We start from the raw sequence: 17,124 nt of genomic DNA, 5'->3' as shown, positions 1-17,124 counted from the left end.
CTGGGACTCCCCGTGCCCGGCGGGCATCGCCGCGTCCACCCTTTGGGGTGAATGACCGGAATCGGTGACGCGGCGTGCCGCCTCGACTTCTAGCGTTGCCTGCAGGGCGAGCGTTTCCCCCAAGGACTGTCGCCCGCGCAACCCTGCAGGGCACCCCGTGTTTGCAGGGTTGCGTCGATGCCCGCCGAGGTCCCCGAGACTCGGCGGGCATCGTCATGCCCCGTGGCCGGTCTGTGTCATGAATGACGGCCACACCAGTATTAGGGTGCCGGGCTAAGAACCCGGGGATGTGTCGGGGGGACTAACCGGGCGTCCCAGCGCCCCGCCTGGTGCCAGCCGTGCGGGGCGCGACCACGCCGGCATCGACGAGGGCGCCTTGCTCAGTTTGGGTGACGCAGCCACGGGAACCAGAGGCATACGGTTCCCACAGGCGCAGTGCTTTCTCCCAGAGTCCCAGCGCCACCGATGCCCGCCGGTGACCCGAAGCCGGCGGGCGTCGTCATGCCCTCCTGCAACGTCCTGACGTGCCGATGAGCGGTAGCTACGCTTCATGCTCTGCCCGGTAGCGCTCACGCTTTCGCCGCCGCTCGGCGGGCAGACGCATCGCGACGCTGTCCCAGTCGAACGGCTCAACGACCTGAATCTCAAAGCCTGACCACCGCCATGCGCGGGTCACGTCGTCGACCACACGGTCACGGACCTCGTTCGGCAGCGCCCGTGCGTTCAGCACGAAGGCGTCGGACACCAAGGCCTCCGTGTCGAGATGCAGCGTCAGAGACCCGCTGACGTACTCCATGCCGCTGCGCCCCACGGCACGAACCTGGAACCCATTCGAGGAGCGAATCCACGGTCCGTCCTGCTCAAACGTCTCCTCACCGACCACGCTCCAACGTTAGTCCCAAGTCCGACGTCCTGGTCACGAGAAATCGCCCGCTCATGCCGATGAGCGGGCCATGGCGCAGCGTGGCTGCTCAGTACACCGTCCAACCGCCGTCCACCACGAGGGTATGGCCGGTGACAAATGAGGACGCGTCACTGCAGAGGAACAGCAGCGGTCCGTCGATCTCGTCGATCCGCGCGGTGCGGCCAAGCGGTGACCGAGCCTCGAGCCAGGCGACGAGGTCCGGGTCCTGCAGATAACCGCTGGTCGCAGTTGGGAAGAAGTGCGGCGCGATCGCATTGACGCGAACGCCACGCCGTCCCCACTGCGCCGCGAGTTCCCGAGTAAGGGCGACGACACCTCCCTTGCTGGCGGCGTAGGCGGCGAGGCCGTAGCGGTCGAGGCTGGTCGTCGCGGAGGGCGAAGCGATGTTCACGATGACACCCCCGCCCTGGTCGAACATGCGCGGTGCAATGAGCTGGGATAAGCCGAACACCGCGGTGAGGTTCGTGTCGATCAGGCTGCGGACACGCTCCAGGTCCTCCTTCTCTGCCGGGCCGGAGAACGCCACGCCGGCGTTGTTGACCAAGATGTCGATGTGCCCGTGGCGTGACAGAGCGGCGTCCACGAGTGCGGCGCGGTCCTCGGCACTCCTTACGTCGCAACGCACGGCCAAGGCGTCATCTAGGGTCGCGGCCAGCTCCAGGTCCTCCTCGTATCGCCTCGAGGCGAGGACGACGCGAGCCCCGGCGCCATCCAATGCCTTGGCGAATTGGGTTCCCAGCCCAGACGAGGTTCCGGTCACCACGGCAACTCGGCCATCCAACGTGCCCACACCGCAGACGGTAGAGCCGTCCGGACATGTGGTCCAGGGAGCCGCCGTCGACCCAGGACCGAGCCTTGGAACCGCACGCTCATGCCGCTGTCCGTGTCACTCACAGCCGATGAGCTGTGATGCCCGATAGCCTCCCGCCATGACCCCAGGCGGCGCGGCTCGGATCGTGGAGCGTCGGGATGAGACTGCGCTCGTCGACCTCTTGCGGGAAGCGGACGCCGAGTTCGAGGACGAGGCCTTCGAGGGCGCGCTCTCTGCTTCCCTGCGTGCAACTCCCTCGCTGGTGGACAAATGGAATATGTGGAGCGGCGACCAGCGCTGGACCCCCAGCGCGGCAGTCGACGGTGTCAACACAGCGTGGATTCTCGTCGGGGGCACTCCCGTTCATCAGCGTGTCCACGAAGACGCCGCCGCCGCTGTAGCCGACTTCATCCATCGGATGGCGGCATGGCTTGCTCGGCGCGAGGTGCTCGTCTTCGACGAGTGAGACGATTTTCAATCGCACACATCTGCCGCTGTCCGGGCGATGCATCTGCCCGCTGAGGACCCACGACTCGGCGGGCATCGTCACGCTTGCTTAGTGGTACAGAACCACTGCCCGAGTGATCGTCAATGTGGGATTGGGACAGGAAGCTGCAAGCTGAGACAGGCGCGACTTCTCCTGCGCCGTCACCCGAAGGTGCCACCGGGTCTTGACCGCTACCCAGGACCGCACGTACCGACACTTGCCGTGGGCTGGGATCCAGGTGGTGGGATCCTGATCGCCCTTGGACTCGTTGTCGTGTGAGTCCACAGCGACCAAGGTGCGAGAGTCGCCCAGGTCGTTGTAGTAGCGAACGCGTGTGGCTTGGGTCCACCGCCACGCACCTGAGATCCAGACGTTCTCGACCGGCACCGTGTGGTCGATCTGGACAGCGCTGCCCGACGTGTACGTGGTGGCGTCGTAGTACGAGAACCACTTGCCGGTCTCAATCGTGCAGTTGCTGTTCTGAGTGGTCGGCTTGAGTGATTCGGTCTTGAGGACCACAGCTCGGGTGTCGCAGCCGCCGCCCTGCTCGATCCAGTCGCCGAAGTCCGCCGTTCGGTCGTAGCTGCCGGCGTGCGAGTGCGCTGCGACCGGGAGATTCCTGATTGCGGCACGCTCTCGCACATGTATGACGTGTGTCGAAGCCACGGCGGGGAGTGGTTGCGAGATCGCAGCCGCCACTGCAGCCGCGGTCAGCAAAGAGCCGATTGCGAGCCGGGTTCGGCTCATCCTTCGCAGGCCGTACCGTCCCGGTCACGGTCCAGCCGCGTGTAGTTGGTCGCGTAGACAGCGCGTGCGCTCGGCCCATACGCCGGCCGCGGGTTGCCCTGGCGAACTTGGTAGGCGGCCGCAACGGGCCCCTTGGCAACCCCGTGGTGCCATGCGTGGCGAAGGGCCGTGCAGTTGGCGAAGTAGCGGCCCGACGCCTCAGCAGGGCTGGCGACCATGGCCAGAGGTGCGAGGGCGATGGTTGCAGCAGCGGCGGCGATGATCTTCTTCAAGGGTGTCTCCCGAGGTAGATGGACTACCTACCGTAGGCCAGGATCCGGAGTTTGGACGTCAATCACCACCGAATGCTCGGTGAGGGGAGCAGCATCAGCCGGCGTTATCCCTGTCTCGCTGGACCTGCGAGACCATCCACGTCGCAACCGACGCTGTGATTGCGCCAAGAAGGCTGATGCCCACGATCATCAGAGCCACGGCAATTATTCGACCCTCTGTCGTCACCGGGTAACGATCCCCGTATCCAACCGTCGTGACGGTGCTGCACGCCCACCACAGCGCGTCGCCGAAGCTTGTGATGTTCGCTCCCGGCGCGTTCTGCTCGGCGTCCAGCATGGCCACCGACCCCAAGCCAACCGACATCACGGCGGCTCCTGCCCCGTACACGGAGGCGCGCTCCACCAGACCACCGGTAGCTGATCGGTTGACCATTCGCGCGAAGGCCAAAACCCGCAACACCCGCAAGGGCCGGAGCATCGGCAGGGCAATGAGGGGAAGGTCGTACCAGTGCCGCTTGATGTAGGAGCGTCGATCACCTGCTGCGAGGCCTACACGAATCACGTAGTCGACAACGAACACCACCCATACGGCCCAAGAGATGCCGCTGAGGCCGGATCGCAGTGTGCTGTCCAGGCGCGGGTCGAGTACTGGCCAGGCGTAGGCCACGAGGAAGGCCAACGCGAGCAGCAGTAGCGGAACCTCGACGCGACGCTCCCATCGCTCAACACGAGTCACACGGGCAGGCTAGGACCCCTGGCCTTAAATCGGACCAGACCCGCGGGCTGACGAACCGAGACTCCGGCGGGGATCGTCGGTCGACGCATTACGCTACCGGTAGTGGGTCACGCTTTTGTCTTTCGAGAGACTGTTAATGACGATCATGGCAAGCCAGACGAATCCCCAGAGCCCGCACGTGAACAGCGTCATCAACAGGTGGAACGTATGGTTCGTGCGCTTCGGCGCGACAGTCACAGCGACGTGAGGGAATCCCGCCGGCTGCTGGGGTTGCTGCTGAACGAGGTTATGCGTGTGGGCGGTCCACTCGGAGCCATCCCACCAGCGCATCACATCGCCATTCGGGTACCAACCAGGCTCCGCGGGGCGTCTGCGTCGCTCAGGCGGAGTTGGCGCGTCGGGAATCATGCTCACCCGTGCATCGTCACATTCAACGACGTCTCTCGTGCGCGGAACGTCAAAGAGTCAAGCAACGATGTTCGTCAGGGGGGAGGAGCCCCGCAGGGGTGTTTCAGGTGCCCACATAGTCTTAGCGCCGGTATCCCCCCGCGCAGGAATCAATGGGCCGTCGTCGGCCAGGCGCTCCCGAGGATGGGGCACGTAGAAGACCCGGTGACGCTCTGCGTACTGGCGCTGAGCCGGCGTCTGATGCTCTGGGCAGTTCTTCGGTGGACGACCACGGCCGTTGCGCACCCACTCGTGGGCGCCTTCCTGGCAATGCAAGACGGTCATGCGCCCGCCACCCCCAATTTCATAAGACGGGCCGCAGACGCTCGCTGGATGCGGCTCGTTAGGACGCCTCGGAAGCGGTGCCCACCCCCGTCGGCCAACTGCCCCACCCGGCTCACAGGGCACGCCTGGGAGCCATGGCGCGGTTGGCGGGACTGCCGACGTAGTTGAGTGCTTCGCCGTAGGTGCGGTCCGTGAGTCCACCGTCGGGTGAGGCGAGGCCGGCTGAGTAGAGCGCCTGCCCGAACTGGGCAGCTCTGTCGGCGGCCTGTTCGGGTTGCGCGAGGGAGGCGCCGAGAGTGGTGACGCGGAGCCAGTCGTCGACGGTTTCGGGGAGTTGCTCGGCGTAGTCCGCTAGGGCCTGCTGCACGGCGGCGCAGCTCGTGGACTTGGCCGGGTCGAGGACTAGCCAGAGGACGCCGCTGCCGCGGAGGTCTTCTCCGAAGACCGGTGCTAGGGCGGATCGCGAGGCGAGCCCGAGGTTGAGGGTGTCGACGAGTGCGAGGAGGCGCGTGTGGGCGGCGAAGTCATCGGCGGTGCTGTGCGCGCTGAGCTGGGTTGGGGCGGTGTGAGCGATCTCGAGCAGCTCGGCGACGGCTTCGTCGAACCTGTCCTTGATGAGAGCCGCGAGGCGAGGCGCCTCGTCGATGGCCGTGCGTGTCGCCTGGGTCTCGGCTCGTTCGGCGATCTCGGTGGCGATGGCGTGGGTTTGGCCGCGGCCGGCTTCCTGGGCTGCCGCGCGCTTGATATGTGCCGCGACTTTGCTCGGGTCGGTGGGGAGCGCCACGGGCAGGCGGCCGCTGGTCTCGCGGACGATCTGGTTAGCCTCTCGCGCCACCTGCACCATCCGGTCGTACTCGGTGCCGAGGGGCTGGCCGTAGCGGGCGGCGGTGAGCTCGACGGTTCGTGCCCAGCCCTTGAAGCGGATGAGGTCTAGGTCGTTGGTCATGCGGGTCTCCTGAGTGGGGTGTGTGGCATTCATCTGAGGGTGGTCCAGTTGCCTTGGCCATCGGCTGGCGTCTGATAGATCCAACGGGTGACGTCGAGACCGGAGTCTTGGCGTGGGCTTCCGGCGCCTTGGGAGGGGTCGGGGCGGGGTGCGCGGGGTCCGGGCTGTTCGGGTGGCTCGGCTTCGGCGGGTGAGCCGGTGAGCCAGGCGGTGAAGTCATCAGTGGCGGTCATGCGCTGTCCTTTGTTCGCCGGCGCTGGTCGCCGGGAGTCTGTGGGGTGCTGCGCGGTATCTGCGGTCCGCGGCGAGGAGGTCGACCAGCCAGTCCCAGGTGTTCCCTGGTGGTTGCGGGCGAGGGCGGCCGTTGCGCTTGTCGTAGTTCCTGCGCGGCATCAGCTCTCCTCGGGTGGGCGCAGGATGGTGGGTCGGCCATTGACGATTCGCAGGTAGGGAAGTCCGAGCGCTGCGGCCAACGCCTGGCCCGGATTGCCTGTGAGGAGCGTGGGCATCGGGAGCGCCCTGGCCTCGAGGTCCGGGCGGGTGCCGAGGCGTGGGGTCATGGGTTTGTCCTTCCGGTGCTCATCCGGCCCCGAGGTGGCACGGGTGTTCGGGGGGTAGTGGGCAGCAATCAGCGAGGGGGTTGAACTCGTGCGCCAGTCGCGCGGGCGGAGCTCCGGCGGAGTCCGTCGCGGCGCCCATCCCCATCCCCAACCCTTCGGGTTGGGTTTGGTCTGGTTTGGTTTGGTTTAGGCGTGAGCGTCCACCGGTGGATTCCGTCGTGGATTCCACGGTGGAACGGATCGCAGCGCAGTACCTCGGGTCCTTGCAGAGCGAGTGATCCCCGACGTCGTGCTGTCGGCGCCGCTCCTTGTCCTGCGTCCAGCGCTTCCTGGTCCGTGTGATCTGCTCGGCCGGGAAGGCGTGCTGGTCGTAATTGTTGATCAGGTAGCCGGTCGCGACCTCGGTCCAGAAGCCGTGCTCGAGGAGTGCGGCCACCGCGGCGGCACTTCGGTCAGGGGGCACCGCCAGGGACACGCGGGCTGCCATCGCCCGGGAGATCCGCCCGTCGAGGAGCTGGCGGTCGCAGTAGACCAGTGCAGCGACATGGACAGCGAAGGCGTCCGAGCCGGCCTCGAGCCATCGGGCGTCGTCCGTGTGGGCTTGCTCAAGCCTGATGTACGTCATGCCGCCTCGAGCCGTGAAGGGTGGAAGCGGCCGTAGACCGTGAGTGGCCGACGCTTGCCCGGGCCGACGAGACGGCATGCCACGCCGGCCTCTACGCCACAGTGAGCGCACGGAGTCGCGGGAGGTCGTGCGCGATCGTAGGGGGGCGGGGTAGCGATCTCACGGCACGTTGGGATGCAGTCCCGGCCGTGCCACCTCACGATTCGTTCCACGCCGCGAGGGCGACGAGGACCGGGAAGTCATCGCTGACGTCTCGCCATCGACCGCCGGGCCAGAGGATCTGAGGCCGACAACGGTCCGCTACGGGCCGCTCGCCTGGTCGGAGCGCCATGAGCTCTTCGAAGGGCGAGAGCGTCCATCGCCGGTGCTGTTCCATGCCCGCAACCGCTAGCCGACGTGGGACTTGTTGAACTGCGCGTCGATCCATGCGACGACGTCCACCTCGCGATAGACGATCCGCCGTCCGAGCTTGGCTGACTTGGGCCCCGTGCCCACATGGCGCCAGTAACGCAGGGTGTTCTCGGGGATGCCGGTCTGCTCGGCGACCTCACCGATCCGCAGAAGGTGGTCTGTCATGGATTCCTCATTCCTAGTGACACGTACTAGGAACCATGATAGAACATGAACGCAAGTGACTCCAACTAGGAATCTTGGTACCGTCGTGAATGTGACTGAACGTGATGAGCAGATCGGCCGCAATGTCCTCGTCCTGAGAGGAAGCACCACTCAGCAGGCCGTGGCGGACGCCATGCGAGAGCGCGGCTGGAAGTGGTCCCAAGCGACGGTGTGGAGTGTCGAGAAGGGGGAGCGCCCACTGAGGCTGGCCGAAGCCGAGGACCTCGCTGAGGTGTTCGGCGTGCCCATGCAACGACTGACCGCACAGTTGGCGACCGTTGCGATCGACCGGACCCTGCGAAAGTGCGCGACGGCTTACACCGAGGTGCTCGCTGCCGCATCACGATTCCTCGATCGGACGACCGACTTGCACCTGGAAATCGCGGACGCCGCAGGGCCTGCGATCGATGAGCTTCGCCGAGAGCTCCAACACGCAGAAGACCACCTCCGGTCGCTGGATCGCGAGATCGGTGAGCGCCTGAACGTGCTCGCCGCGGCCTACACCGCCGAAGCGGATCGTGCGGTTGTTGAGGGGGTAGTTGCGGCATATTCCGCACCCGATGGTGCCCATGAGCTTTCGAGCAACAGGGGCGAGGGACTGAGTGTGGCCGACGTGGCCGCCATGATGCGCGGCTCCAAGATGGACGTCTATCACCTCATCCACAGTGGGGAGTTACCTTCCGTGCGCGTCGGCCGCGCCTTCCGTGTTGCCAAACAAGATGTCGAGGAATATCTGCGGCGCAGCGACTCTGGGGAGGACGTCTCCTGATGGCAAGCATTCAGAGGCGCGACAACGGCAAGTGGCGCGCGCGCTACCGCGACGATGCAAGCAAGGAACACGCCCGCCACTTCGAGCGGAAGGTAGACGCCCAGAGATGGCTCGATGAGGTCACGGCGCAGATCGTCACCGGCGCCTACGCCGACCCCAAGGCCGGCCGCGCGACGTTCGATGCATGGTTCCGCGAGTGGTCCTCCCGCCAGGTCTGGGCTGCGATGACCGAGGTGCAGGCGGACCTGGTGCGCCGGTCGCTGACCTTCGGAGACGTGCCCCTGGCGCAGCTCCGTGAGTCCCACCTGCAGCTCTGGGTCAAGCAGATGCAGGCTCGAGGCCTTGCGCCGAACACAATCAACACGAGGGTGATGACGGTCAAGGCGGCACTCAAGGCCGCCGTCCGTGACCGCCGGCTCGTCTCTGACCCATCGCTGGGTGTCGTACTCCCCCGCCGCGCCAACCGTGCCAAGGCGATGGAGGTCGCCACCACGGAGCAGGTCGGAAGGCTCCTCGCCGCCACGACCCCCGAGATGCGGGCCTACATCGGCCTGTGCGCCTTCGCTGGCCTTCGCCTCGGCGAGGCCTCGGCCATCCAGGTGGTGGACGTCGACTTCCTGAGACGTCGCATGGAGGTCGAGCGGCAGATCCAAAAGCGGCGCGGCGGACCTCCCGAGGTCAAGCCTCCGAAGTACGAATCGAGCCGGACCGTCTACGTGCCTGACGAGTTGCTGTCGATGCTGGCTCAGCACATCGAGGCTGGGTGGAGCTCGGCCGAGGGATGGCTATTCCCGGGCGTCACAGGTAGGCCACTATCTCCGAGCACCGTGGACCACTGGTGGCGCCGCACGGCCGCCTCGGCAGGCGTCCAGGGCGTCACGATCCATTCACTGAGACACCACTTCGCTTCCGGTCTGATCGCCGACGGATGCGACGTCGTCACCGTTCAGCGGGCGCTGGGCCACAAGTCCCCCTCAGTCACCCTCAACACCTACTCGCATCTGTGGCCTACGGCCGAGGATCGGACCCGAGTGGCCTCCGGTCGGCTCGCTGCCGCCGCTCTCGGGCTACACGTTGCGGACTCCCCGCGGACCGAGGAGGTGAACTGAGGCCCTGACCTGCACTGATGCAGAATTCGGGTCGTTGATCCAGATCTCCTCGACGGTGGGGTCGTCGAGGAACGGCTGGAGAGGGCCGAAGCCCGAGACCCGGGCGACCAGCTCTCCGACCACCGAGTCGACGTCGGAGACCGGCGCGACGGCACCGGTCAGGCTGCGGTCGTCGTGCGCACGCACGACCTGCTCGGCCAGCCGGCGTACGACGACGGCCTCGCGCTGGGGATCGACACCCTCGTGGCGCACGGCCTCACGCAGGCGCAGGTCGAGCGACTCGACCAGCTCTGCGTGGGCGTCGACGGCGTGGACGGACATCGCGATCCCTCTCCCGAGTAAGAGATCCGTGCCTCCGCAACGTACGACGGCCCTGGCCCCGATCGGAAGGGCCTGTCACCAAACTGTGGAGGAGCAGCGACGGGTGTGGCGCGGGAGCACTCATGGGGCGAGCCGTTATTCATCACCGAGGATGATTCGCGGGCGCCGTTCCTCGTGTTCAGGTGGTCGCATCCAGACCCATCAGGACAGGGGAAGAGCCCATGATCACCGTCTCTCGCAGCACCGTCGCCCTGACCGCCGCCGGCCTCGCGCTCACCGGCATCGCCGTCGCCCCGCAGCTCGGCGCGGCTGCCAACGCCCGGGCCACGACGCACACGCTGAAGCTCACCGCCCACCAGAGCGGCACCCACAGCCTCGGCAAGACGACTTTCGCCGGCACCGACGTCGACCGCAACCCCACCACCGGCGCGATCGTCGGCTACGACGCGATCAGGGGACGCTTCAACGTCTCGACCGGCGTGGTCAAGATCGACGCCGCGGTGGCCCTCAAGGGCGGCATGATCACCGCCCACCTGACCGGCCACGGCAACAGCACCACCCTCGACGGCACGATCACCGGTGGCACCGGCAAGTACTCCGGCGTCACGGGGACGATCCACACCACTCAGAAGAGCGGCAGCAGCAAGGTCACCCACATCACCCTGACCTACACGCTCTGACCAGTAGCACCGCTCGCGCACGTCCCGACCCGACTCGTCACGGCCGTTGATCGCGCTGCCTCGGTTGTTGTACCATTCGGTACACATGCGAGGAGGGAACATGGAGTACACGAAGACGACCGTCGTCGAGGCCGCACCGGAGCGGGTCTGGGAGGTGCTCAGCGACGTCGAGGGCTGGCCCGAGCGGATCGCGGTCTACCAGTCCGTCGAACGCCTGGACGAGGGCCCGCTGACGGTCGGGAGTCGGGCGAAGGTCAAGCAGGACAACCTGGCCGCCGGCGTCTGGGAGGTGACCGAGCTGGTGCCGGGCGAGAGCTTCGTCTGGATCTCGCGGCAGCCCGGCGTACACCTGGTCGGGCGGCACTCCGCGACCGCGGAGCCCGACGGACGGGCGCGGCTCACGCTGACCTTTGAGCACACGGGGCCGATGGCGTGGCTGATCACGCTGCTCTACGGCCGGCTGATCCGCCGGTACGTCGACCTGGAGAGCGCGGCCCTCAAGGCAGCGGCCGAGTCCGTCAACGCGTGACCGACTCACTCTCGGGACCTCGGTCGACAGGACGCGACGCCCTGCTGGGGCGCGCGATCGGGCACTTCGCCGAGCACGGGGTCGGCGACACCAGCCTGCGGGCGTTGGCCGAGGCGATCGGCACCAGCCACCGGATGCTGATCTACCACTTCGGCTCACGGGAGGGACTGCTCGCGGCCGTCGTCGACGTCGTGGAGCAGGGGGCGCGCGACACCCTGGCCAGGATGGTCGAGGAGGCGCGGGACGACCCCGACCCGTTCGAGGCCGGCATGCGCTTCTGGCACCTGGTCACCGACGAGGCGCTGGTCTACGGGCCGCTCTTCTTCGAGCTGTCCAGCCACGCCATGCTCGGCCTCCCCCATGCCGTGGACCTGCGCGAGCGCCTGGTCACGACCTGGCTCGACGCGCTGGTCGAGATGTGGGGCGTGCGCGGCGTACCGAAGCGCGCAGCCCGGCTCCAGGCGCGGCTCGACCTCGCCGTCGCCCGCGGCCTGCTGCACGACCTGCTGCTCACCGGCGACCGTCGAGCCGTCGACGCGGCGATGCGCTCGTACGCGCGTACGGCGGTCGACGCCCTCGTCGGCACGCCCTGAAGCCGGTGCGGCGAGCTCACCCCGCGTGACAGCATCCGCCGGGTGCAGGTGTGGTGGGTCTACGGAGCATCCGGGGTCGGGAAGTCGGTCACCTCGTGGCGGCTGTTCCAGGGCCTCGGCGACGACGGCGCGGCCTGCGCCTACGTCGACATCGACCAACTGGGCATGTGCTACCCCGCGCTCGACGACGACCCGTGGCGCGACCGCCTCAAGGGGCGAGTCCTGGCCGGGATCGCCGGCAGCTACGCCGCCGCCGGCTGCGAGCGCCTCGTCGTCTCGGGCGTCCTCGACCCCGACCTGATCGGCTGGTACGCCGACCGGATGGCGCCGTACGACCTCGTGATGTGCCGGCTGACGGTCGACGACGCCGAGCTGACCCGGCGGCTGGAGGCACGTGGGGTCGACGCCGAGTGGGTGGCCGACGCGCTCGAGGAGGCGCACGACCTCGCTGCCGCAGGGCTGCTGGACCGGGTCGTCGACACCGGCTCTGCGGCCGTGCCCGAGGTGGCGGCCGCCGTCCGGTCGGCGCTCTCCGAGGCCGCCCCTGCCGACGGGACCGGCGAGCCCGACGACCCGCCGACCCTCCCCGACCAAGTGACGCGGGCACTGTGGGTCACCGGCCCCACTGCGGTCGGCAAGTCCACCGTCGGCTTCGGGATCTTCCTGGCCCTCCGCGACGAGACCACCGCGGCCTACCTCGACCTCGAGCAGCTCGGCTTCAGCCGCGGCATCGACGCCGACGTGCGGATCGCCAACGCCGCGACCGCCTGGCGCTGCTTCCGGGCGGGCGGGGCGCAGCGACTGGTCGTGACCGGGCCGCTCCGCTCCGCAGCCGAGCGCGTGCAGCTCGAGCGGATGCTCGCCCCGACCCCGCTGCGAGTCGTGGGCCTGACCACATCCGAGGCGTCGTACGGCGAGCGGGTGGCGGCGCGCGGTCGCGGCGAGGCTCCCGAGCTGGCCGGCGACACCCTGGTCGGCGCCTCCGAAGAGCAGCTGGCCGCCGTGGCGCGGCGGGGCTGGGCCGAGCAGCGCGACACCGGCACTGCGCCGTGGGACGCGTCGTACGACACGACGGGGCGCAGCGCCGCCGAGGTCGGAGCCGAGGTGCTCGGCGACTGGTGAGTGGTCTCGACTCCGCTCGACCACCGAGACCTGGCCCGCCCGACCACCGAGACCTGGCCCGCTCGACCACCGAGACCTGGCCCGCCCGACCACCGAGACGCGACCCGCTGGGCGAGGCTAGGGAGCGGTCTCGAGCCGGAAGCCGACGCCGCGCACGGTGACGACCCGCTCACTCATGCCGGCGTCCTCGAGCTTGTGGCGCAGTCGGCCGATGGTGACGTCGAGGGTCTTGGTGGAGCCGTACCAGTTCTCCGCCCACACGTCGGCCATCAGCTGGGCCCGCGAGACCACCTTGTCGCGGTGGGCGACGAGCACGCTGAGCACGTCGAACTCCTTGCCGGTCAGCGGCACCTCGGCCGCACCGACGTAGACCCGATGGGCCTCCACGTCGACCCGCAGGCTGTGCCCGGGCGGTTCGGCAGCGGCCGCTGGAACGGCGCGCACGGTGGTCCGGCGCAGGATGGCGCGCAGCCGCGCCAGGAGCTCGGCGAGCCCGAACGGCTTGGCCAGGTAGTCGTCGGCGCCGGAGTCGAGACCGACCACGCGGTCCAGCTCGAGCGAGCGGCCGGTCACGATCAGGACGGCACCGTCGTACCCGTTGTCGCGCAGCGCGCGGCACACGTCGAGACCGTCCATGTCGGGGAGCCCGAGGTCGAGGATCACGATGTCGTGGTCGCCGGCCGCCGCCAGCGCCTCCTGACCGGTGGTCACCTGGTCGACGAGGTAGCCCTCCCGCTCGAGAGTGTGCACCAGCGGAGAGGCGATCTCCTGCTCGTCCTCCACGACGAGCACACGGTGCGTCATGGGCGGAGCATAAGCGTCAGGCGGCCCGAACCTGTCGACCGTTCGGCCAGAGTCGCATGGTCGGAACGGAGCAGGAGGCCTCCCTCGTCGTGGGGGCGTGGTCCGCCCGCAGCGGGGACTGCGGGCGGTCCACAGGCTTGGCCGACCCCACCCCCCAGTCAGGTCGACAGCCACCGACGCCACGCAAGTTGGAGCTCGCCGGGCATCGGGCACGGCCACCGTACGTAGCCGAAGGCAACGACCGCGCCACCGACAGGGCACGGGATGGTAACGAAGGTGTACGGCGACCCCGGGTCCACCCACACGGGTGGTCGCCCGGGCCTCAGGCGTCCCACCTGACGCACGAGACCCCGCCTCGTCGAGCGAGGCGGGGTCCCGTGACGGGTGGTTCAGTGCAGCTCGAACGTCACTTGACGCCGAAGAAGAGGAACAGGTTGGTCGGAATGACGCCCGTCGTCTTCCCGGCCTTGACCTGCTTGAGCAGGTAGGCGGCCGACTTGTGCTGGTTGAGCTGGCGGTAGACCGACTTGTCGGTCACGCCGACGACCCGGACGTCCCACCACTCCGGCTTACCGTGGTTGCGGTCGGTGATGTAGTGCTGGTGTCCCGGGGTGGCGAAGTTCTTCAGCGCGGCGGTGAGCTGCGCGTCGGTCAACGTCGGGTAGAGCGGCTTGAGGGCCGGCTCGAGCCGGGACAGGTCGATCGTGCCGGGGTGGTCGACGCAGACGAGGCCGCTGGGGCACTCCATGTTCATGGCCGGCACGGTGAAGCCCAGCGGAACGGTGATGTACAGCGGGTCGTGCTGCTTGGACGGTGCGTGCTTCCACTTCGTGCCGGCCTCGCACTTGCTGCTCGCCGCCGAGGCGATGTGGCGGTCGCAGAAGAAGCCCTTGGTGTACGTGAACTCGGTCTTGTGGCCCTTGAAGAAGGCCTTCGTCAGACCGAACTCGTCGATGCCACGCCCCGCGCTCATGGCGTTGCTGGCGGTCTTGGACGACGTGTTCGCCGCAACGGCGACGCCGATCCCGGTGGCCAGGAGGATGGCCGCGAAGAGCGCGACGATCCGGGTACGGCCTGAACCGATGAACCTCATGTGTGGAGCTCCCTTCCGGTGCAGCCCGATTGCCGACACCGGTGGGAGTTCGACGCCCTCGTCACATCGGATGGGTCGGGTCGAGCAGCGATCCGGTCAGGCCGTGAAGAGGTCGCCGAGCTCGCTCACCCGGGCCAGCACCTCGTCGTACCGGAACTGCTCGAGGCCGAGCGGGTCCTCGGCGCCCACCTCGACCTCGTCCCAGCTCACCGGCGTGGCCACGGTGGGGCGCTCGAGCCCGCGCAGGGAGTACGGCGAGAGGGTGGTCTTGGAGCCGGCGTTCTGCGACCAGTCGAGGAAGATCTTGCCGGTCCGCTTGGCCTTGGTCATGGTCGCGGTGACCAGCTTCGGATGGGCCGCCTGGAGCTCCTCGGCCAGCTCCTTGGCCATCGCGCTGACGTCGTCGGAGTCCCGGCGCCGCGGCAGGTGGGCGTAGAGGTGCATCCCCTTGCTGCCGCTGGTGACCGGCCGCGCGTCGAGCTTGCGCTCGGCCAGCCTCTCGCGGACCAGCAGGGCGACCCGGCAGCACTCGTGCAGCCCGGCGCCCTCCCCCGGGTCGAGGTCGATCACCAGCCGGTCCGCGCCGCGCGGCTTGCCCTGCTTGGTCACCGTCCACTGGTGCACGTGGAGCTCCAGCGCGGCCAGGTTGGCCGCCCAGGTCAGGGTCGCGAGGTCGTCGATGATCGGGAAGACCAGCCGGTCGCCGTGCCGGCTGTCGCCACGGGACCCGGTGGTCGGCACGTCCGCGGTGCGCACCCAGGCGGGGGTGCCGGCCGGCGCGTTCTTCTCGAAGAAGCGGGCCTGCTCGACCCCGTGCGGCCAGCGCACCCGGGTCACCGGGCGGTCCTTCAGCAGCGGCAGCAGCACCGGAGCGATCTGTGCGTAGTAGTTGAGCACCTCGCCCTTGGTGGTGCCGGTGCGCGGGTAGAGCACCTTGTCGAGGTTGGAGATCTTCAGGGTGCGGCCGTCGACCTCGACCCGGAGCTCCTCCCCCTGCGGCGTCATCGTCCGACCGCCATCACGGGGTGCTCGGCCGGGTCGAGGCGCCACATCAGGCGGCGCAGGAACCTCCGCGGAGCGCTCACGCAGCCGGCCGTCGCGCCCGGTCCGTTGACGTGCAGGAAGATCCCGGCGCCGCGGTGGCGGACCTGGTCGTGGTTGTACGACGTCACCACGGAGTACTCGTACTGCTGGGGGAAGTCGGTGAGCCGTTCGGAGGAGTTGGTGTCGCCGGCCGGGATCCACCAGCGGAAGCCGCCCTGCGCCCTGGTGCGGTAGCGGTTGTAGAACGGCGACCGGTTGTCCTCGACCCAGTAGTCGCCGCGCTGGATCCGGCGGTAGGGCAGGTCCCAGCCCGCAGGGCGCGGATGGCGGCCGAACGCCGAGATCAGCCGGACCGTCCCGAGCGGGGTGGTGCCGGTGCCCTGCACCCGCGTGGTGGCACCGACCAGGCCGCCGTACCCGATCCGGCCGTCGCGGACGTCGTACACCCGGGTCCAGGCGTCGTGGCGCAGGACCCAGTAGCCCACCCGGGCGTGGTAGCCGCGGGTGCGGTCGACCGTGACCACTTGGCGCGTGTGCGTCCCCAGCACGACCCGGACACCGCCCAGGCTCACCCGGTCGGCCGCGGCGGACGGCGCGGCGGGCGCGGTCACGGCGGCAGCGACCAGCGCCGCGGTGACGACGGTCTTCCTCACGACAGGTCCTCCGGGGTCAGGTCGGGGCGGGTGCCGACGTACGACGGCTGGCGGAGCCGACCCTGCGCGGACGGCCCGAGCGACTCGATCTCGACGACGAGCACCGGCTCCACCCACGTCGTACCCAGCGAGTCGGGTCGGGGCACGTCGTCGACGAACGGCTTCGTCTCACGGCCCAGCCCGCCCAGCACCTCGCGGAGCAGCGCGGCCTTCCTGCCGGCGATGCCGCTCCCGACCCGGCCGCGGTAGAGCAGCCCGGCCGACGTGGGCTCCCCCACCAGCACCGCGCCGAGACGGTCGAGCGAGTCGGTCTCACGACGCCAGCCGCCCACGACGTAGGAGTCGCGCCGGCGATGGGCGAACTTCAGCCAGTCCTTGCTGCGCTGACCGGGCCGGTAGCGGCTGGTGACCCGCTTGCTGACGATGCCCTCGAGACCCTGCTGGAGGGTGGCGTCGAACAGCATCGGCCCGTCGTCGTACGCCGGCGGGGTCTGCCAACGGTCGTCGTTGAGGTCCAGCCCCGCCAGCGCCTCGCGACGGACCGCGAGCGGCTCGTCCATCAGGTCGCGGCCGTCGAGGCGGAGGAGGTCGAAGACCAGCAGCGTGACCGGGATCCGCTCGGCGAGGCGCTGAGCGCGGTCGGCCCGGCTCACGTGCATCCGCTCCGCGAGGGCCGCGAAGCTGGGGGCGCCGTCGGCGAACGCCACCACCTCCCCGTCGAGCAGGGCGTCGTCGGCCGGCAGCGCCGCGAGCTCCGGGAAGGCCACGGTCGCGTCGTTCTCGTTGCGGCTGGCCAGCCGGGCCGCGCCACGTCGTACGTCGACCAGGACCCGCATGCCGTCCCACTTCACCTCGTGCTGCCAGTCGGCGCCGGTCGGCACGTGGGTGCCCCGGGTGGCCAGCATCGGACGCATGGAGCCATCTTCGCAGCGAGGTGGTCCCGGCTCCGCT

Annotated in this window: 22 protein-coding genes; 7 read left to right on the top strand and 15 right to left on the bottom strand. The window is 68.8% G+C overall.

Annotation, left to right across the window (positions count from 1 at the left end; all coding sequences use genetic code 11):
* Positions 1–541 precede the first annotated feature (541 nt).
* A complete protein-coding gene (locus tag E3N83_RS00200; protein WP_151081435.1) occupies positions 542–883 on the bottom strand; it encodes a hypothetical protein in 342 nt (113 codons plus the stop codon).
* 88 nt (positions 884–971) lie between these two features.
* The gene (locus E3N83_RS00195; RefSeq protein ID WP_151081434.1) at positions 972–1,715 is read right to left on the bottom strand and encodes an SDR family NAD(P)-dependent oxidoreductase; all 744 of its coding nucleotides are present in this window, start codon (positions 1,713–1,715) and stop codon (positions 972–974) included.
* Positions 1,716–1,854: 139 nt separating this feature from the next.
* Between E3N83_RS00195 and E3N83_RS00190 the strand changes: the two genes are divergently transcribed.
* Positions 1,855–2,202 (top strand): hypothetical protein, encoded by a 348-nt coding sequence (locus E3N83_RS00190; RefSeq protein WP_151081433.1) that lies wholly within the window; start codon positions 1,855–1,857, stop codon positions 2,200–2,202.
* A gap of 90 nt (positions 2,203–2,292) precedes the next feature.
* Here the strand turns inward: E3N83_RS00190 and E3N83_RS00185 are convergent, their stop codons facing one another.
* The 7 genes from E3N83_RS00185 to E3N83_RS00155 all read right to left on the bottom strand — a co-directional run bounded on the left by E3N83_RS00185 (position 2,293) and on the right by E3N83_RS00155 (position 7,417).
* The gene (locus tag E3N83_RS00185; RefSeq protein ID WP_151081432.1) at positions 2,293–2,970 is read right to left on the bottom strand and encodes a GmrSD restriction endonuclease domain-containing protein; all 678 of its coding nucleotides are present in this window, start codon (positions 2,968–2,970) and stop codon (positions 2,293–2,295) included.
* Positions 2,967–3,242, bottom strand: a complete 276-nt coding sequence (locus E3N83_RS00180) for an excalibur calcium-binding domain-containing protein (RefSeq protein ID WP_151081431.1) — start codon at positions 3,240–3,242, stop codon at positions 2,967–2,969. The genes E3N83_RS00185 and E3N83_RS00180 overlap by 4 nt, the downstream gene beginning before the upstream one ends.
* Positions 3,243–3,336: 94 nt before the next feature.
* Positions 3,337–3,978, bottom strand: coding sequence for a potassium channel family protein (locus tag E3N83_RS00175; protein ID WP_151081430.1), 642 nt, complete (start codon positions 3,976–3,978; stop codon positions 3,337–3,339).
* Between the two features lie 93 nt (positions 3,979–4,071).
* A complete protein-coding gene (locus tag E3N83_RS20315; protein WP_420371848.1) occupies positions 4,072–4,386 on the bottom strand; it encodes a DUF2510 domain-containing protein in 315 nt (104 codons plus the stop codon).
* A gap of 436 nt (positions 4,387–4,822) precedes the next feature.
* Positions 4,823–5,656 carry a hypothetical protein gene (locus tag E3N83_RS00165; RefSeq protein WP_151081428.1) on the bottom strand — a complete coding sequence of 278 codons (834 nt, stop codon included), beginning with the start codon at positions 5,654–5,656 and terminating at the stop codon, positions 4,823–4,825.
* A 579-nt stretch (positions 5,657–6,235) separates the two neighbouring features.
* Positions 6,236–6,841, bottom strand: coding sequence for a hypothetical protein (locus E3N83_RS00160; protein ID WP_151081427.1), 606 nt, complete (start codon positions 6,839–6,841; stop codon positions 6,236–6,238).
* A 387-nt stretch (positions 6,842–7,228) separates the two neighbouring features.
* On the bottom strand, positions 7,229–7,417 hold the full coding sequence (locus E3N83_RS00155) for a helix-turn-helix transcriptional regulator (RefSeq protein WP_151081426.1): 189 nt from the start codon (positions 7,415–7,417) through the stop codon (positions 7,229–7,231).
* A gap of 91 nt (positions 7,418–7,508) precedes the next feature.
* Between E3N83_RS00155 and E3N83_RS20135 the strand changes: the two genes are divergently transcribed.
* The gene (locus E3N83_RS20135) at positions 7,509–8,225 is read left to right on the top strand and encodes an excisionase family DNA-binding protein (protein WP_272950274.1); all 717 of its coding nucleotides are present in this window, start codon (positions 7,509–7,511) and stop codon (positions 8,223–8,225) included.
* A complete protein-coding gene (locus tag E3N83_RS00145; protein WP_151081425.1) occupies positions 8,225–9,334 on the top strand; it encodes a tyrosine-type recombinase/integrase in 1,110 nt (369 codons plus the stop codon). Before E3N83_RS20135 ends, E3N83_RS00145 begins: the two co-directional genes overlap by 1 nt.
* On the opposite strand, the gene E3N83_RS00140 is transcribed toward E3N83_RS00145, so the two are convergent.
* Positions 9,293–9,655: a hypothetical protein gene (locus tag E3N83_RS00140; RefSeq protein WP_191907887.1), complete on the bottom strand. Its 363-nt coding sequence runs from the start codon at positions 9,653–9,655 to the stop codon at positions 9,293–9,295. The two genes, E3N83_RS00145 and E3N83_RS00140, sit on opposite strands and share 42 nt — an antisense overlap.
* 221 nt (positions 9,656–9,876) lie before the next feature.
* Between E3N83_RS00140 and E3N83_RS00135 the strand changes: the two genes are divergently transcribed.
* The 4 genes from E3N83_RS00135 (at position 9,877) to E3N83_RS00120 (ending at position 12,579) form a co-directional block, all read left to right on the top strand.
* Positions 9,877–10,335 carry a hypothetical protein gene (locus E3N83_RS00135; RefSeq protein ID WP_151081424.1) on the top strand — a complete coding sequence of 153 codons (459 nt, stop codon included), beginning with the start codon at positions 9,877–9,879 and terminating at the stop codon, positions 10,333–10,335.
* Positions 10,336–10,435: 100 nt separating this feature from the next.
* Positions 10,436–10,864 (top strand): SRPBCC family protein, encoded by a 429-nt coding sequence (locus tag E3N83_RS00130; RefSeq protein WP_151081423.1) that lies wholly within the window; start codon positions 10,436–10,438, stop codon positions 10,862–10,864.
* Positions 10,861–11,457 carry a TetR/AcrR family transcriptional regulator gene (locus tag E3N83_RS00125; RefSeq protein ID WP_151081422.1) on the top strand — a complete coding sequence of 199 codons (597 nt, stop codon included), beginning with the start codon at positions 10,861–10,863 and terminating at the stop codon, positions 11,455–11,457. The genes E3N83_RS00130 and E3N83_RS00125 overlap by 4 nt, the downstream gene beginning before the upstream one ends.
* A gap of 42 nt (positions 11,458–11,499) precedes the next feature.
* Entirely contained in the window at positions 11,500–12,579 is a 1,080-nt protein-coding gene (locus E3N83_RS00120) for a DEAD/DEAH box helicase family protein (protein ID WP_151081421.1), read from the top strand.
* A gap of 117 nt (positions 12,580–12,696) precedes the next feature.
* Here the strand turns inward: E3N83_RS00120 and E3N83_RS00115 are convergent, their stop codons facing one another.
* The 5 genes from E3N83_RS00115 to ligD (E3N83_RS00095) all read right to left on the bottom strand — a co-directional run bounded on the left by E3N83_RS00115 (position 12,697) and on the right by ligD (E3N83_RS00095) (position 17,087).
* A complete protein-coding gene (locus E3N83_RS00115) occupies positions 12,697–13,383 on the bottom strand; it encodes a response regulator transcription factor (protein ID WP_151081420.1) in 687 nt (228 codons plus the stop codon).
* Between the two features lie 406 nt (positions 13,384–13,789).
* Entirely contained in the window at positions 13,790–14,476 is a 687-nt protein-coding gene (locus tag E3N83_RS00110) for a ubiquitin carboxyl-terminal hydrolase (RefSeq protein WP_151081419.1), read from the bottom strand.
* Positions 14,477–14,572: 96 nt separating this feature from the next.
* Complete coding sequence (gene ligD, locus E3N83_RS00105) at positions 14,573–15,481, bottom strand: non-homologous end-joining DNA ligase (RefSeq protein ID WP_151081418.1); 909 nt, start codon at positions 15,479–15,481, stop codon at positions 14,573–14,575.
* On the bottom strand, positions 15,478–16,173 hold the full coding sequence (locus tag E3N83_RS00100) for a L,D-transpeptidase family protein (protein ID WP_151081417.1): 696 nt from the start codon (positions 16,171–16,173) through the stop codon (positions 15,478–15,480). Before E3N83_RS00100 ends, ligD (E3N83_RS00105) begins: the two co-directional genes overlap by 4 nt.
* Positions 16,170–17,087, bottom strand: a complete 918-nt coding sequence (gene ligD, locus E3N83_RS00095) for a non-homologous end-joining DNA ligase (protein ID WP_151081416.1) — start codon at positions 17,085–17,087, stop codon at positions 16,170–16,172. Before ligD (E3N83_RS00095) ends, E3N83_RS00100 begins: the two co-directional genes overlap by 4 nt.
* Between the last annotated feature and the right edge of the window lie 37 nt (positions 17,088–17,124).

This window comes from Nocardioides cynanchi (assembly GCF_008761635.1).
In the GTDB taxonomy this organism is placed as follows: domain Bacteria; phylum Actinomycetota; class Actinomycetes; order Propionibacteriales; family Nocardioidaceae; genus Nocardioides; species Nocardioides cynanchi.
This window is presented reverse-complemented; position numbering and strand designations above follow the sequence as displayed.

What these genes read in the sequence shown, in the direction of transcription:
- E3N83_RS00190 (WP_151081433.1), top strand. Translation starts at nt 1,855, where the DNA reads ATGACCCCAGGCGGCGCGGCTCGGATCGTGGAGCGTCGGGATGAGACT.
- E3N83_RS00185 (WP_151081432.1), bottom strand. Translation starts at nt 2,970, where the DNA reads ATGAGCCGAACCCGGCTCGCAATCGGCTCTTTGCTGACCGCGGCTGCA.
- E3N83_RS20315 (WP_420371848.1), bottom strand. Translation starts at nt 4,386, where the DNA reads ATGATTCCCGACGCGCCAACTCCGCCTGAGCGACGCAGACGCCCCGCG.
- E3N83_RS00165 (WP_151081428.1), bottom strand. Translation starts at nt 5,656, where the DNA reads ATGACCAACGACCTAGACCTCATCCGCTTCAAGGGCTGGGCACGAACC.
- E3N83_RS00160 (WP_151081427.1), bottom strand. Translation starts at nt 6,841, where the DNA reads ATGACGTACATCAGGCTTGAGCAAGCCCACACGGACGACGCCCGATGG.
- E3N83_RS00155 (WP_151081426.1), bottom strand. Translation starts at nt 7,417, where the DNA reads ATGACAGACCACCTTCTGCGGATCGGTGAGGTCGCCGAGCAGACCGGC.
- E3N83_RS00145 (WP_151081425.1), top strand. Translation starts at nt 8,225, where the DNA reads ATGGCAAGCATTCAGAGGCGCGACAACGGCAAGTGGCGCGCGCGCTAC.
- E3N83_RS00140 (WP_191907887.1), bottom strand. Translation starts at nt 9,655, where the DNA reads ATGTCCGTCCACGCCGTCGACGCCCACGCAGAGCTGGTCGAGTCGCTC.
- E3N83_RS00135 (WP_151081424.1), top strand. Translation starts at nt 9,877, where the DNA reads ATGATCACCGTCTCTCGCAGCACCGTCGCCCTGACCGCCGCCGGCCTC.
- E3N83_RS00130 (WP_151081423.1), top strand. Translation starts at nt 10,436, where the DNA reads ATGGAGTACACGAAGACGACCGTCGTCGAGGCCGCACCGGAGCGGGTC.
- E3N83_RS00115 (WP_151081420.1), bottom strand. Translation starts at nt 13,383, where the DNA reads ATGACGCACCGTGTGCTCGTCGTGGAGGACGAGCAGGAGATCGCCTCT.
- E3N83_RS00110 (WP_151081419.1), bottom strand. Translation starts at nt 14,476, where the DNA reads ATGAGGTTCATCGGTTCAGGCCGTACCCGGATCGTCGCGCTCTTCGCG.
- ligD (WP_151081418.1), bottom strand. Translation starts at nt 15,481, where the DNA reads ATGACGCCGCAGGGGGAGGAGCTCCGGGTCGAGGTCGACGGCCGCACC.
- ligD (WP_151081416.1), bottom strand. Translation starts at nt 17,087, where the DNA reads ATGCGTCCGATGCTGGCCACCCGGGGCACCCACGTGCCGACCGGCGCC.